The 13,882-nt window shown below is 70.4% G+C and carries 9 protein-coding genes, 5 tRNA genes and 1 pseudogene; 5 read left to right on the top strand and 10 right to left on the bottom strand.

Annotation, left to right across the window (positions count from 1 at the left end):
• Positions 1-15: 15 nt before the first annotated feature.
• A complete protein-coding gene (gene mgrA / locus ACQEVZ_RS15295) occupies positions 16-978 on the top strand; it encodes an L-glyceraldehyde 3-phosphate reductase (protein WP_433376769.1) in 963 nt (320 codons plus the stop codon).
• On the opposite strand, the gene ACQEVZ_RS15300 is transcribed toward mgrA, so the two are convergent.
• Positions 958-1,455, bottom strand: coding sequence for a hypothetical protein (locus tag ACQEVZ_RS15300; RefSeq protein WP_433366777.1), 498 nt, complete (start codon positions 1,453-1,455; stop codon positions 958-960). The genes mgrA and ACQEVZ_RS15300 overlap by 21 nt on opposite strands.
• A gap of 134 nt (positions 1,456-1,589) precedes the next feature.
• On the opposite strand from ACQEVZ_RS15300, the pseudogene ACQEVZ_RS15305 reads away from it, so the two are divergent.
• The 4 genes and pseudogenes from ACQEVZ_RS15305 to ACQEVZ_RS15320 all read left to right on the top strand — a co-directional run.
• Positions 1,590-2,807, top strand: a pseudogene (locus tag ACQEVZ_RS15305) (MFS transporter); the annotation flags it as partial.
• Positions 2,808-4,838: 2,031 nt separating this feature from the next.
• Entirely contained in the window at positions 4,839-7,676 is a 2,838-nt protein-coding gene (locus ACQEVZ_RS15310; RefSeq protein WP_433366779.1) for a hypothetical protein, read from the top strand.
• Between the two features lie 133 nt (positions 7,677-7,809).
• Entirely contained in the window at positions 7,810-8,691 is an 882-nt protein-coding gene (locus ACQEVZ_RS15315; protein WP_354892878.1) for a glycosyltransferase family 2 protein, read from the top strand.
• A gap of 69 nt (positions 8,692-8,760) precedes the next feature.
• Positions 8,761-8,919, top strand: coding sequence for a hypothetical protein (locus ACQEVZ_RS15320; protein ID WP_344502790.1), 159 nt, complete (start codon positions 8,761-8,763; stop codon positions 8,917-8,919).
• Here the strand turns inward: ACQEVZ_RS15320 and ACQEVZ_RS15325 are convergent.
• The 9 genes from ACQEVZ_RS15325 to ACQEVZ_RS15365 all read right to left on the bottom strand — a co-directional run bounded on the left by ACQEVZ_RS15325 (position 8,885) and on the right by ACQEVZ_RS15365 (position 13,873).
• A tRNA-Ser gene (locus tag ACQEVZ_RS15325) sits at positions 8,885-8,970 on the bottom strand. The genes ACQEVZ_RS15320 and ACQEVZ_RS15325 overlap by 35 nt on opposite strands.
• Positions 8,971-8,982: 12 nt before the next feature.
• Positions 8,983-9,057 (bottom strand) — tRNA-Arg (locus ACQEVZ_RS15330).
• Between the two features lie 11 nt (positions 9,058-9,068).
• A tRNA-Ser gene (locus ACQEVZ_RS15335) sits at positions 9,069-9,154 on the bottom strand.
• A 4-nt stretch (positions 9,155-9,158) separates the two neighbouring features.
• Positions 9,159-9,231: transfer RNA gene (locus ACQEVZ_RS15340), tRNA-Leu, on the bottom strand.
• Between the two features lie 22 nt (positions 9,232-9,253).
• Positions 9,254-9,326: transfer RNA gene (locus ACQEVZ_RS15345), tRNA-Ala, on the bottom strand.
• A gap of 45 nt (positions 9,327-9,371) precedes the next feature.
• Positions 9,372-9,815: an HNH endonuclease gene (locus tag ACQEVZ_RS15350; RefSeq protein WP_344502791.1), complete on the bottom strand. Its 444-nt coding sequence runs from the start codon at positions 9,813-9,815 to the stop codon at positions 9,372-9,374.
• Between the two features lie 427 nt (positions 9,816-10,242).
• Entirely contained in the window at positions 10,243-10,863 is a 621-nt protein-coding gene (locus ACQEVZ_RS15355) for a hypothetical protein (protein WP_433366784.1), read from the bottom strand.
• A gap of 79 nt (positions 10,864-10,942) precedes the next feature.
• Positions 10,943-11,356: a response regulator gene (locus ACQEVZ_RS15360; RefSeq protein WP_360573756.1), complete on the bottom strand. Its 414-nt coding sequence runs from the start codon at positions 11,354-11,356 to the stop codon at positions 10,943-10,945.
• On the bottom strand, positions 11,357-13,873 hold the full coding sequence (locus tag ACQEVZ_RS15365; protein WP_433366787.1) for a chemotaxis protein CheW: 2,517 nt from the start codon (positions 13,871-13,873) through the stop codon (positions 11,357-11,359). It lies immediately after the preceding gene.
• Positions 13,874-13,882 lie beyond the last annotated feature (9 nt).

Below are 13,882 nucleotides of genomic sequence, written 5' to 3' on the forward strand. Positions count from 1 at the left end.
AGCCGATACCAGGACATGCAATACCGCCGCAGCGGCCGCAGCGGGCTGCAGCTGCCGGCGATCTCGCTCGGGCTGTGGCACAACTTCGGGCACGCGCGTCCGTACGAGACCCAGCAGGCGATCGTGCGTCGCGCCTTCGATCTCGGGGTCACCCACTTCGACCTGGCCAACAACTACGGGCCGCCGCCCGGCTCCGCGGAGACGAACTTCGGGCGGATCCTCGCCGAGGACCTCCGGCCCTACCGGGACGAGCTGATCATCTCGACCAAGGCCGGCTACGACATGTGGGACGGCCCCTACGGCGAGTGGGGGTCGCGCAAGTACCTGACGGCGTCGCTGGACCAGTCGCTGCGGCGGATGGGCCTGGAGTACGTCGACATCTTCTACTCCCACCGGCCGGACCCCGACACGCCCCTCGAGGAGACCATGGGGGCGCTGGACCGGGCCGTGCGGGCCGGCAAGGCGCTCTACGTGGGCATCTCCAACTACACGCCGGAGCAGACCGCTGAGGCGGCTTCCATTCTGCGCTCGCTCGGCACGCCGCTGCTGATCCACCAGCCGCGGTACTCGATGTTCGACCGCTGGATCGAGGACTCGCTGCTCGACGTGCTCGAGTCGGCGGGCGCCGGGTGCATCCCGTTCTCGCCGCTCGCGCAGGGGCTGCTGACGGACCGCTACCTTTCCGGTATTCCGTCCGACTCGCGGGTGCGGACCAGCCGCTTCCTCAACGAGAGCGACCTCAGCGACGACCGGCTCTCGGTGATCCGGGCGCTGGACGAGGTGGCCCGCGGGCGCGGCCAGAGCCTCGCGCAGCTGGCCCTGGCGTGGGCGCTGCGCGACCCGCGGGTCACCTCGCTGATCATCGGAGCGAGCTCGGTGGCGCAGCTGGAGCAGAACCTGGGGGCTTTGTCGGCTCCCGCGCTGACCTCCGAAGAGCTCACCCGCATCGACGACGTGCTAGCTCAGCAGACCGTTTAGCGTCGTGATCACCGGCTGGAGGGCGGTGGGCACGGCGCCGTCCTTCACCTGGACCTCCTTGCCGCCATAGGTGATGGTGTACGTGTAGCCGTCGGCGACGTTGGTGCTGCCAGCGGCGGTGGGCAGCTTGGCGAAGCCGACCTGCTCCAAAGTGCCCTTGAGCGTGGTCAGCTGGGCCGGAGTGAGCTTGCCTTCCTTGGTGCCGGCCTTGGCGGTCAGCGTCCAGCCGCCGTCCGGGCGTACCACCAGACGGTCGTTGGTGCCGGCGAGGCCTCCCTGGCGGGTGAAGATCAGCAGCGCGTCCGTGGTGTTCTGGCTGCTGCCGGTGCTGGGGTCGGCGCTCGGGCTCACGCTGGTGCTCGCCGGCGCCGCCGCACTGGTGGACGGCGCCGTGCCGGCCTGGTTGGCGTCGTCGGCGCAGCCCGTCAGGGCCAGCGCGAGCAGGGCGGTGACGGCGATCGGGGTCCTCGACCTCATCGAAGGTGTCTCCATCTCTCTTGGACTGCGGGTTCGCAGCTCGGGTTCCCCGTGACGTGTTCTTCGTTACCTTCTGTGCGCTCGTGGCGGTAACTCGCTCGTTTCTTGTCATACCCCCACGACATGATTGCCCCATGCGCCTCGACCCGTACCGTCACGTCCTCGCTCTTCCTGGGGTGCGGCCGCTCATGGTGCTGGCGCTGCTCGCCCGGATCCCGATCACCGCCATCGGGGTCACGATGACGCTGCACGTGGCTCAGGACCTCCACCGCGGCTGGGGCGCCGCCGGTCTGGTCGGTGCCGCCCTCACCGTCGGCACCGCGATCGGCGGCCCGCTCAACGGCCGCTTCGTCGATCGTAAGGGCCTGCGCCCGATGCTCGTCGTCACCACCGTGTGCGAGGCCGTCTTCTGGGTGGTGGCGCCGTCACTGTCCTATCCCGCGTTGCTGGTCGGCGCCTTCGTCGCCGGCGTGTTCTCCCTGCCGGTGTTCTCCGTGGTCCGCCAGTCACTGGCCGCGCTCGTCCCCGCCGACCAGCGCCGCCAGGCCTACGCGCTGGACTCGATGTCGGTCGAGCTGTCGTTCATGGCCGGCCCGCCGCTCGCCGTGCTGCTCATGAGCAGCCTCTCCGGCCGCGTCACCATGTGGTCGATCGGCGGCTGCCTCGTCCTCGCCGGCCTGGCCCTCTTCCTGACCGACCCGCCGGTCCACGCCCCCGCCGACGAGGACTCCCCCGCGGGCGCCACCACCGCGCCGCTGCGCCGCCGCGACTGGCTCACGCCCCGCTTCCTCGCGGTCTGCGCCGCCGCGGCCGCCACGACGATGGTCCTGGCCGGCACCGACCTCGGCATCGTCGCCATGCTCCGCGAGGCGGGCAAGGTCCAGCTCATCGGCGGCCTCCTCGCCGCGTGGGGCATCTATTCGCTGATCGGCGGCTTCGTGTATGGCGCTCTGACGCGCGCGGTGCCGCTGGTCGCCCTCATCGGCGGCCTCAGCCTCTTCACGATCCCCCTCGGCCTGGTCGGCGACCGCTGGTGGCTGCTCACCGTCGCCCTCCTGCCGGCCGGCGCCCTCTGCGCCCCCACCCTCAGCGCCAGCACCGACCTCGTGAGCCGCCTCGTCCCCTCATCCGCCCGCGGCGAGGCCATGGGCTGGCACGGCTCCTCCCTGACGGTCGGCCTGGCCGTCGGCTCCCCGCTCGCCGGCTGGGCCATCGATCGCGGCTCCCCGGGCTGGGGCTTCGCCGCGGTCGGCACCGTCGGCCTCCTCATCACCGCCGTCCTGCTAACCCTGCGCCACACCCACACCCCGGCGCCCTCCCCCACACCCGCAACCAAGCCCTCACCCGCAGCCACAACCGAACCGGGGACCGAACTCGCAACCGCGATCGAACCTGGAACCGCGACCGCCGCCGGGACCGAACCCACGACCGCAACCGCCGCCGCGAAGCCCTCCACCTCCACCCCAACGCCTTCTCCTCTGACCACCACCGCCCCCACGACCACCCCCGCCGCTGCTCCAACCGCCACAGTTGCTCCCACGACGGCCACCTCGGCAGCCAGCACCGCGGCATCCCACTAACACGACGCCTCCGCCCTCCGGGCAGCCTCGCCGCCCCCGCTCCAGCTCCAGCCAGCACCGCTACTTCCCGCCAGCAACGCCGCCACCGCCACCGACCCGAACAGGTCCACCGCTGCCGCCATCACTCCGGCGGCCGCCGCTGCAACCGCCGCCGCTGCAACCGCCGCCGTTGCGGCCGCGACAGCCGCTTCTGCGGCCAGCACCGCGGCGGTCCAGTAGCGCGACGACTGCGGCCGCCGAGGTCACCTCCGCTGATCTGAACAGCCCGCAGTTCCAGTGAGCACCGCTGGTCCGGCGGCTGGGCGGTGCTGTCGGTGCTGCTCTGGGCGCCGTTGCTGTCGCTGGGACCGCTGGTGCTGTTCGCGGGTTGGGTGTTGATCGAAGTCGTCCGGTGGTCGTCTGGGCGGCCAGGGGCGTCCTTCGATCATGTGGTCCTTCGACTGAGAGGTCCGCCGGTCGGTGTAGCGGTGGTGGTGTCCGCTTGCGGGTTCTTCCGCCCGGCCCGGGTGCCCCGTGCCGCGTTGATCAGGTAGCGGATCCGGTCGCCATGGCAGCCGGATCTGCTACTCGATCAAGAGTGGGGCGGAGGTTGGCGCGGGGTGTGGGGCGTCTGATTCGGGGTTGGGGCGTTGAGAGTTGTGGTGGGTCGGGAGGATGGGGGGAAGGTGTGGATCATGCCGGTTTGGGGTTTATCGGGTGGGAGGGGGGTCCGTTAAATCTTTGTGTTGGCACGTTTCGGGCGTGGTTCGCGGGGTGGATCACCGAGCGTGCCTCCGGCGGGAGGACGGCGCGACCGGACGGGGGCGGGTGTAGGCGAGGGCTGGACCACGGGGGCGTGATGGGCGGAGAGGGTGCGGGATTGTCCGGAAGGGGACCGTTTCGGGGGCGAAGGGTGGCGGGAATCAAGCGGTGTGGAACTGGGGTGGGTGGCGTCCGAAGCGCGTTGGGCTTCCTATTCGGCGAGGGCGGGAAATGGGTGGGGTGGGCGCTGACCAAACGGCTGGCGACGGGTGGGCGAACGGTGGGTTGCGGCCGGTCAGGCGGGTGGGCCGGGCGGGGGCGTGCAGGTTGCAAGGTGCGGTCCGCGAGGGGAATACAGCACGGAGAAAGGTGGGGCCGGGAAGGGACCTAGGTATCGGTGGGCGTCGCTGCGTGAATGCCATTCGGGGTGGCTTCTAGATCGACAGAGGAGGACGACGTGTACTTCGTCACCCGGCGAGATGGGGTCGCGGGGCTGGACGGGAGGAGTAATGGCTGTTCAGAGTGGGTGTGGGGCGTCAAGTCGGGCGGGTTGACCGGCTGTGACACACAGGACGGAAGCCCGATCTACGGGTATCCAGGAGTGGGGCCGATCGATGGGTCCTGTCCGGATCGACCGATAGGAGAGGTTTTGCTGGCAGTGATAACAGCGACGGGGGCGATCACCGCAAGGACTGCGGCAGTCACAGAACGTATTCGTCGCGGTGGGACCGCCGGCATGGGCAACTCTCCGGAAAACTCGTCATCAATCGGGGTGAATCCGCCCAGATCTACCCGCCTGTCAGGCATATCCAACGGGTCCGGCGACAAACAGGATGGTTGCGTCCGTCACTCAGCGCGGTACGATCCGCCAGAGCCGCCATGCGGTCATCGGTGTGGAACCCCCTCCACATCGCACCGCTCGTGGCACACCCGACGGAGGGCGATCTTGACTATCTGCTGCCCGCTTGCAGCAAGCGCGCCGGACGATCAGGCTGCGATGCGCTCTGTGGCATCGCCATCCGCCGGGTCAGCAGATCGTGTGAGGTTCGCATGAGTACGGCGATGCAGGTTCGGCTGCGGCACTGGCCCGGCATGAAGGTTTCCTGGCTCGGCGCGGGTGCTGTCGTCCATTCCGGCGACGAGCCCAGCCCGGGCGCGGCGGCGCTGGTCGTGTCGCCGCACGGCTCCACCGAGTGTGCGGTGGTCATCAGCTCGCACACCGTCAAGCTGCAGCCCGCGATGGTCGAGGAGCTGGCCGAGGTCCTGGCCAACGGGCTTCCCCGCGGGTTCACGGCGATGCGGTTCGTCGCGTGGGACGGCGCGTGCGCCACCAACGAGCGGCCGGCCGCGGCGCACATGATCGCCATGCGGCTCGGGATCGACGTCATCGCGGCGGCAGGGCCGCTGCTGGGCGTGCCGGGTGGGTCGCTGTTCGCGCCGATCGGGCGTGGGGAGCACCGGCCGGGCGGGTTCTGGCGGTTCCGGACGGGTGCGCAGCCGCAGCGGGTCGGCTGGCGGTTCCCCGCGCCGCACTGGGAACAGGACCTCGGCGAGGTGCCCGAGCTGCCCGGCGACCTGGTGCTCGACCAGATCCCCGCGGGCCTGTGGCTGCACCGCCGCCGGGTCGGCAGCGTCACGGACCTCGCGTACTCGGTGCCGACGGATCACTCGCACCCGGCGATGATCCTGTCGCACCCGAACGAGGAACCGCTGCACCGCGACGAGCTCATGCAGGCCGTCTCCGTCATTCCAGCGCTCGCCGCCGATCGGTGTGTCTTCACGCCGTACGGGCAGCGCCCCCTCCTCGACGGCCCCGTCGGGCCGGTCGTCGCCGACGTGCTGGGCCGCGCCGTGCACGTGCGCACCGGTCTGCCGCTGTGCGCGCCCGCCGGGCAGCGCGCGGTCGTCACGATCGACCAGAAGGGCCTCCCCCGCTGGCGGACGTTCGCCCGGGAGCTGTGGCACGCGCCGCGCACCGGCGCGCCGCGGCCGGTCGACTGGGTCAACCCGTGCCCCGACGTGCTCGACACGCCGGCGGGTGCGGCCACGTTCACGCTCGGCGGCGGCTGGGTCCTGGAGGTCGTCCAGGCCGGCCTGTGGATCCGTCCCGAGCACCTGACCGACCCCGCGGACTGGATCCGCGGCCTGCCGGTCGACGTCAACCGCTGCGCGATCATTGTGGGCGCCCCGCACGCCGCGGAGCTGCCGCCCCCTGGTCACACGATGGCCGACGTACTGGAGAAGCTCCCGGTCGACGCGCGCAAGCGGGCCTATCTGGCCGTGCCGCGCGGGGCCGCGCCGAACGTGTTCATCCTCGCGACCGCGCTGCGGGACTCGCTGCCGGAGCCCGGTGAGGTCGAGCTCGTCGCCCCGCCGACGACGAGCGGCTCGTTCCCGGCGGTCGGGTCGACGACGGGTTCGTTCCCCGCGGCGGCGCCCAACGGGCACCGGCCCGACGGACCGTTCCTGGTCAACGGCCGGCCCGCCAACGGGCACCCGTCCGGCGCACACCCGACGGTGTCGCGCCCGGCGCACGCCTCTTTCGACGGCGACGAGCCGCAGGACCCGTGGCGCACCGTCTACGACCCCCAGCGCACCGGCTCCTTCGAGCCGCTCACCAGCACCGACCGCCGCGAGCCGCGCACGGGTGGCTTCGCGCCGGCCGAGCCGACCAGCGGGTCGTTCGCCCCGGTCGAGCCGCGGTCGGGGGGCTTCCCGCCGGTGGAGCCGCGGACCGCGGCGTTCCCGGCCCCCCACAACGGAGCGGACCACCGCAACGGGGCCGACCTGCGCAACGGCGCCGACCCTCGTACCGGAGCGGACCCGCGCAACGGCAGCGACCTTCGCAACGGCGCCGATCCCCGCAACGGGGCGGACCACCGGAACGGGGCTGACCTGCGCAACGGCGGCGACCCTCGTACCGGAGCGGACCCGCGCAACGGCAGCGACCTTCGCAACGGCGCCGATCCCCGCAACGGGGCGGACCACCGGAGCGGGGCTGACCTGCGCAACGGGGCCGACCTGCGCAACGGCGGCGACCCTCGTACCGGAGCGGAACTGCGCAACGGCAGCGACCTTCGCAACGGGATGGACCACCGCAACGGCGCCGACCCGCGCAACGGGCACGACCCGCGGACCGGGGCGTTCGCGCCGGTCGAGCCGCCGACGGGGTCGTTCGCGCCGCTGAGCCCGAACGGGACCAACGGCCAGCACGCCCCCGGCGGTTTCGGGCCGCAGCCCGGCCAGCCGCAGCACATGGGCCAGGGCCACATGGGCCAGCCGCAGCACCCGGGCTCGCAGCACCCCGGTCAGACGCACCCCGGTCAGCAGTACCCGGGCCAGCAGGGACGCGGTCCCGGGTTCGGCAACGGGCGGGGCGACAGCACCACGGCGTTCCCCCCGGTCGCGCCCGAGGCCTACCGCGGCATGCCCAACGGCACCCACCCGGAGCTGAACGTGGCGCCGCCGCGGACGTACCACCGCGAGCAGCAGTCGTACGACACCCAGGCCCACGACGCGGGACGGCCGGCCAACGACGGGTACCGCTTCGACGCCCCGAACTACGACGAGCACCACTTCGACCTGCCGACGCCGCCCGGGCAGCGCGCACCGGTCCAGCGGATGCCCGCGCACGACGAGGCCGAGGACGCGGCCGGCGCCGAGGACACGTCGTCGATCCGCTCGGGCCGGGAGATCCGCTCGCACGGCAAGAAGGCGAAGGCCACCCGCGCGGACGACAAGACCAGCACGCAGGAGCTCGACCGCCTGCTCGGGTTCTTCGACGAGATCCGCCGCGCGAAGGCGTGGGACGAGGACTCGCCGGGCTCGGAGACGGACGAGGCCACGGCACGCCGCGCGGCCGCCGGCCAGCCACCCGCCGGCCCCCGGCGCGCCCGCTAGGCAAAACCCGGCAAAAGCCAGGCAAGGCCCACTGGGCGAAGCCAGGCAAACGACGCGACAGCGGCCCGGTCTCGGAAAGAGGCCGGGCCGCCGCGTTTTCGCCGCCGGGCCGGGGCCGACTAGGATCGGCCGGGTGCTCGACATCATGCTGCCGCACTACGGCGACGTGGAGCTGCTGAAGCTCGCCGTCAACAGTGTCATCGCGCAGACCGACGACCGGTGGCAGCTGACCGTCCTGGACGACAGCACCACCGAAGGCATCCCCGAGTGGTTCGCCGCATTGGGGCACGAGCGCGTCACGTACCGGCGAAACCCCACAAACCTGGGCGTCACCGGCAACTTCCAGCAGTGCGTCGACCTCGCCACCGAGCCGTTCATGGTCATCATGGGCTGTGACGACGTGATGCTGCCCAACTACGTCGCGTCGGTGCACGCGCTCGTCGACGCGCATCCGGACGCGGTGCTGATCCAGCCCGGCGTCGAGGTGATCGACGCGCGCGGCGAGGTGGTGCGGACGCTCGCCGACTCGACGAAGCGCCGGGTGTACGCGCCGAAGATCGACGGCACCGTGGTCATGTCGGGCGAGGAGCTCGCGGTGAGCCTGCTGCGCGGCAACTGGCTGTACTTCCCGTCGCTGTGCTGGCGCACGTCGCAGGTGCAGGCGGTCGGCTTCGACCAGTCACTGAAGGTGATCCAGGACCTCGCGCTCATCCTCGAGCTGGTGACCCGGGGCGGCACGCTCGTCGCGACGGACGTGGTGTCGTTCCGGTACCGGCGGCACGGCTCCAGCCTGTCGTCGTCGTCCGCGGTGACGGGCGGGCGGTTCAGCGAGGCCCGGGACTTCTTCCTTGCCGCTGCGGCCCGGATGGACGCGCACGGGTGGCACCGGGCGGCCAAAGCGGCCCGCTGGCGCCTGTCGTCGCGCATCCACGCACTGACGATGGTGCCGGCGGCCGCGAAGCAGCGCAGCGGCAGCAGTGTGGGCGTGCTCACAAAGTACGCGCTCGGTCGCTGACCATGTAGACATCGCGGGGGCGGCTTCGTCGTATCCAGTGCAAGGCCGGACACGACGAAGGAGACCGCGATGATCCACTCCAGCCACCTGCTCTGGCAGGCGAGCACCATGACCGAGGACCGGCAGCGCGAGGCGGAGCGGCAACTGGCCCGCGCCGCGGCGCGGTGGCACCGCCGCCTGTGGGGGGCGAAGGCGGAGAGGGTGGGAGTCGAACCCACACGGGCGTGAACCCAACGCCGTTTTCGAGACGGGTGCCGGCACCAATCGGCTGGCCTCTCCAGTGCTGTGACGTGCCCTCGGAGGGATTCGAACCCCCGGCCTCTTCGTTCGTAGCGAAGTGCTCTCGTTCCGCTGAGCTACAAGGGCATGGTGGTGCGCGGAAAGTGAGGGGATCGAACCCCCGCGGGGTCGTCCCCCGTCGACGGCTTAGCAAGCCGCAGCCTTACCTCTCGGCCAACTTTCCTCAGTACCCGGAAGAGGATTCGAACCTCCAACCTCCTGACCCTGAATCAGGCGCCTCTACCGTTGGGCCACCCGGGCACGGGTGTGGTGCGGTCGTGCGTGGACCCGACCGGACTCGAACCGGTCGCCTCCGCTGTGCAAGAGCGGCGCTCTTCCTGATGAGCTACAGGCCCGTGTGGCCCGGCGGGGAGGTAGCAGGGCCCCGCCGGGCCCATGGGTCAGCGCTGGGCGAGTGCGTGCCAGGTCGGAATCGACGGCTGGTGTCGCAGCACCATGCCCGCTTCGGCGGGGGTGCGGTCGCCCTTGCGCTGGTTGCAGACCATGCAGGCCGCAACGGTGTTCTTCCAGGTGTTCCGCCCGCCCCGGGACCGGGGCAGGATGTGGTCGATGGTGGTGGCGTCCTTGCCGCAGTAGCCGCAGCGACGGCCGTCACGGGCGTGGACACCGGCGCGGGACCACGCGGGCCCGCTGCCGAAGCGCCAGCGCGTGACGACGTAGGACACGAGCCGGACGACCTTCGGCATCGGGTAGACCCCGATGAGCCGGTCGGGCTCGGACTCGTGCACCACGGCAACCTCACGCAGCAGCATGCGCACCGCATGACGGAGGGTGACCCGGTGCAGGGGTCCGAGGTCGGCGTTGAGAACGAGAACCGCGGTCACCGGGCCTCCCTTCGTTTGTTTCTTCCCAACTGATACCAAACGATCTTGCGTGCCGTGAGCGGGATTCGAACCCGCACCGATCCCATTTTGAGCGGGACGCCTCTACCGATTGGGCTACCCCGGCGAATTGTATTCGGGCACAAAAAAGCCGCCCATTGTCGCGGGCGGCGGAAGAGGAGGGGGAAACCCTATCCTCGCCACCGTCCGGGCAGGAGTAGACTGGCCGACAGGCCGCTGAGCAGCAGGTCACGCCGGGCTCGGGCCGCGCGGGATCGACCGCGTGACGCCGACAACTCGATGCGCTCTGCCATTTGCGGTCTCCCTTCTCAATCCCTGTTGATCTTGATGTGTGGCTCGTTGATGTATTCAAAGATACGACCCCGGCGCCGCCGCGGCAACCATTTAATCGACGGCGCCGGAGGTCGGCTCAGGCGGCGGCCGTGTAGTGCGCGAGGTACAGGTCCATCTCGTCGGTGGACTCGTCGCCCTCGTTGACGCTGAACCACAGCGAGTTCTCCAGCCAGAACCGGTGGATGAACTGCTCGAAGCTGTCGGCGGCGTGGACCATGTTGGCGACGAGGGCGTCGGGGTCCACCTCTTCCAGGCCGACGATCTCCAGCAGCCACGGCGAGGCGATCACGAACGGTTCGGTGCCGGGTCGCAGGTACAGGTACCAGATGACCGCGTCCTGCTGGTCGCGCAGGAACCGCACGAGTTGCGCCGAGGGCTCGACCGGGCTCGGGACGGGGCGGGGCGCCAGGTCGAAGTCGCAGCCGGTGCAGGACGGGATGGCGTCCATGAGGACCTGGCTGCTCATGAAGCGCTTGAACGCGGCCGGCAGCTCGACGTGCGTGGCGAGGGCGCCGACGTCCATGGCCCGCAGCGGGTCGTGCGGCGCGTCCGGGACCAGCCAGCCGAACGTGCCGTCGAAGCGTGACTGGTCCACTACCGGCAGGCTCTCGGTGGGGTACAGCTCGTAGGTACCCATGCTTGCCCGGGCGCTGCCCAGGTCCGTGCCCCACCAGCCGCGCGGAAAGTCGATCGTCATGTGTCGCACGGTACGACGCCATGTGGTGTTCTTCCGTCGCCTATCGGACCAAGACGAGCGCGTTTCAGGTCAACTCGTGTCACCCGTTGCTGGCCGCCTCCAGCGTCGGGATCTGCGGCAGCACGCCGAGGTAGCTCAGCTTTTCGACGATCGCCTCTGCCGTGAAGGGTTTGATGACGTACTCGTGGGCGCCGGCGGCGAGGGCGCGCACGATCTGCCCGTGCTCGCTCTCGGTCGTCACCATCATCAGGGTCATCTGGCGCAGGTGTTTCTGCTTGCGGACCGCCATCACGAACTCGAGGCCGTTCATCTCCGGCATGTTCCAGTCGATCAGGGCGAGCCCGGGTTGCAGGTCGTGGTCCCAGATCTGGTCGAGGGCGTCCTTGCCGTTGGTGGCCTCGCGGACCTCGAAGCCGAGCGGCAGCAGGATCCGTTTGAGGATGCCCCGCATGGCACGCGAGTCGTCGATGACCATGGCGAGCTTCGTGTCCATTCAGACTCCGACAGGTTGGTAGGTGGTGGTTTCGTACGGGTCCGTGGTCGTGTCGATCTTCGTGTGGAAGAGCGGGTCGGCGGCGAGGATGGCGCGGCGGACGTCGAGGAGCTCGGTGACGCGTTGCTGGATGACGGCGGAGCCGAGCAGGCCGTCGTCGCCGAAGTCGCGGCGGGAGTCGTCGAGGCCTTCCTCGACGATGTCGAGGATCTTCTCCACCGCGAGGGCGACGGACCGGCCGTTCTCGGTGTAGACGACGACCGGCACGGTCGGCCCGGACTCCGTCTCGTACGCGCCGAGCATGTGCGACAGCCGCAGCACCGGCAGGATCTGGTCGCGGTACTGCACGACCTCCCGGCTCCCGGTCCGCTCGATCCGCTCGACCGGGAACTCCTCCAGGCGCGTGACCATGTCGAGGGGGATCGCGACCCGCCGGTCACCCACACCCGCGATGAGCAGGCGGCCGCCACCGTCGGCACCGCCGCGCCGGACCGACGTGTCGGCGTCGCCGGACTCGACGCCGGCGGCCAGCTGGGCGCGCCTGGCCAGGGAGGCCACATCGAGGATCAATGCGACGCGGCCGTCGCCGAGCAGGGTGGCGCCGGCGTACGTGCCGATGTCCTTGAACCGGGACGTGAGCGGCTTGACCACGACCTCCTCGGTGTTGAGCACCCGGTCCACCACCAGCCCGAACCGCTTGCCCTCCGCCTGCAGCACCGCCACGTAGACGTCCTTGTCGTGCTCGCCCTCGCGGGGCAGCCCGAGGGTGTCGTCCAGGTACACCAGGGGCAGGAGCTTGCCCCTGAGGCGGTACACCTGCGCCCCCATGGCGTGCTCGACGACCCGGCCGGACTGCCCGTCGAGATACACCAGCTCGTGCACCGCGACCTGCGGGATGACGTACCGTTCCTCGCCGCACTCGATCGTGAGCGCCTGAATGATGGCGAGGGTCAGCGGAATCGTCAGACGCCAGGTCGTGCCCTTACCCACCACGGAATCCACATCGACCGCACCACCGATACGCTCGATGTTGGTCTTCACCACATCCATACCCACACCACGACCGGACACATTCGTGACCGCCTTCGCCGTGGAGAACCCCGGCCGGAACACCAACGCCAGAATCTCCCGACGATCCATCGCCGCCAACTGATCCCGCGACACCAGACCCTTCTCCACCGCGATCCGCGCGATCTTGTCCGGATCGATCCCCGACCCGTCATCACGCACCTCGACGATCACATGCCCACCCTCGTGATACGCCCGCAACGTCAGCGTCCCCTCAGGATTCTTCCCAGCCGCGACCCGCTCCTCAGGCGTCTCGATACCGTGATCCACAGCGTTACGCACCAGGTGCGTCAACGGATCCTTCACCGCCTCAAGCAGGGACCGGTCCAGCTCGGTCTCCTTACCCTCCTGCGCCAGACGGATCTGCTTCCCGAACGTCGAAGACAGATCCCGCACCACCCGCGGCAACTTCGACCACAAATGATCAATCGCCTGCATCCGGGTCTTCATCACCGACTCCTGCAACTCAGAAGTGATGAGATTCAACCGCTGACCCGTCCGCGTCATCGCCGGATCCGCCACCGAACCGATCGCCCGGATCAACTGATTCCGGGTCAACACCAACTCCCCCACCAGATTCATCAACTTGTCCAGCAGATCCACATCCACCCGGATCGACTGATCCGCAACACTCCGCTTCGACACCCCTTCCTCGGCCGCGACTTCCCCACCGCCCGGTCCACCGGGGGCTGCCGGCTTCGCGACGGACGCCGTCGCGGCGGCGGAAGGCGTGGGGGCCGCGGGGGAAGCGGCCGCAGGGGCAGCGGCGGCAGGGGCAGCGGCGGCAGGGGCGGCCGGCGGAGGCGGCGGCGCGGCGGCCGGGACGGCAGCGGGCGGCTCGGCGGCGGGAGGGGCGGCTGGGGCCTGTGGGGCTTGTGAGGCTTGCGGCGTCGGTGGAATGGACACCACGGTGACCGGCTGCACCACGAGCACCTCGGCGGCCGGGGCGGCCGTCACGGGTTCGACGACGTCTCCGCTCACCGCGGTCGCTGGAGCGCTCCCGGGTACATCGGCAGCAGCGGCCGCCTGAGGAGCCGGCGCGGGCGTCGAGGGCGCGGAGCCGTCGGTGATGCAGGCGTTCACCGCGGCGATCACGCCCGAGTCGTCGCCCTCGAGCTCCTGCCCGTGCTCCTCGATCTCCGACAGCAGCCCGCGGACCGTGTCGACCATCCGCAGCAGCGCGTCGGTCGTCGAAGGCGTCATGCCCTGCGCGCCGTCGCGCAGCCGGGACAGCAGCGACTCGCCGACGTGCGTCACCTTCTCCAGGCGGTTGAACGCCAGGAAACCCGAGGTGCCCTTGATCGTGTGGATCGTCCGGAAGATGGACGACAGGAGTTCGCGCGACCCCGGCGCCGCCTCCAGTGCCACCAGGTCCCGGTCGAGCTGGTCCAGGTTCTCGTGCGACTCCACGAGGAACTCCTGGACGATGTCACCCAACTCGTCGCTCACTGCCACGCT

This window comes from Dactylosporangium sp. CA-152071 (genome assembly GCF_050936335.1).
GTDB lineage: Bacteria > Actinomycetota > Actinomycetes > Mycobacteriales > Micromonosporaceae > Dactylosporangium > Dactylosporangium maewongense.

Bases quoted from the DNA above. Each gene is read 5' to 3' on its own strand.
- mgrA (WP_433376769.1), top strand. From the start codon at position 16: ATGCAATACCGCCGCAGCGGCCGCAGCGGGCTGCAGCTGCCGGCGATC.
- ACQEVZ_RS15300 (WP_433366777.1), bottom strand. From the start codon at position 1,455: ATGAGGTCGAGGACCCCGATCGCCGTCACCGCCCTGCTCGCGCTGGCC.
- ACQEVZ_RS15310 (WP_433366779.1), top strand. From the start codon at position 4,839: ATGCAGGTTCGGCTGCGGCACTGGCCCGGCATGAAGGTTTCCTGGCTC.
- ACQEVZ_RS15320 (WP_344502790.1), top strand. From the start codon at position 8,761: ATGATCCACTCCAGCCACCTGCTCTGGCAGGCGAGCACCATGACCGAG.
- ACQEVZ_RS15355 (WP_433366784.1), bottom strand. From the start codon at position 10,863: ATGACGATCGACTTTCCGCGCGGCTGGTGGGGCACGGACCTGGGCAGC.
- ACQEVZ_RS15360 (WP_360573756.1), bottom strand. From the start codon at position 11,356: ATGGACACGAAGCTCGCCATGGTCATCGACGACTCGCGTGCCATGCGG.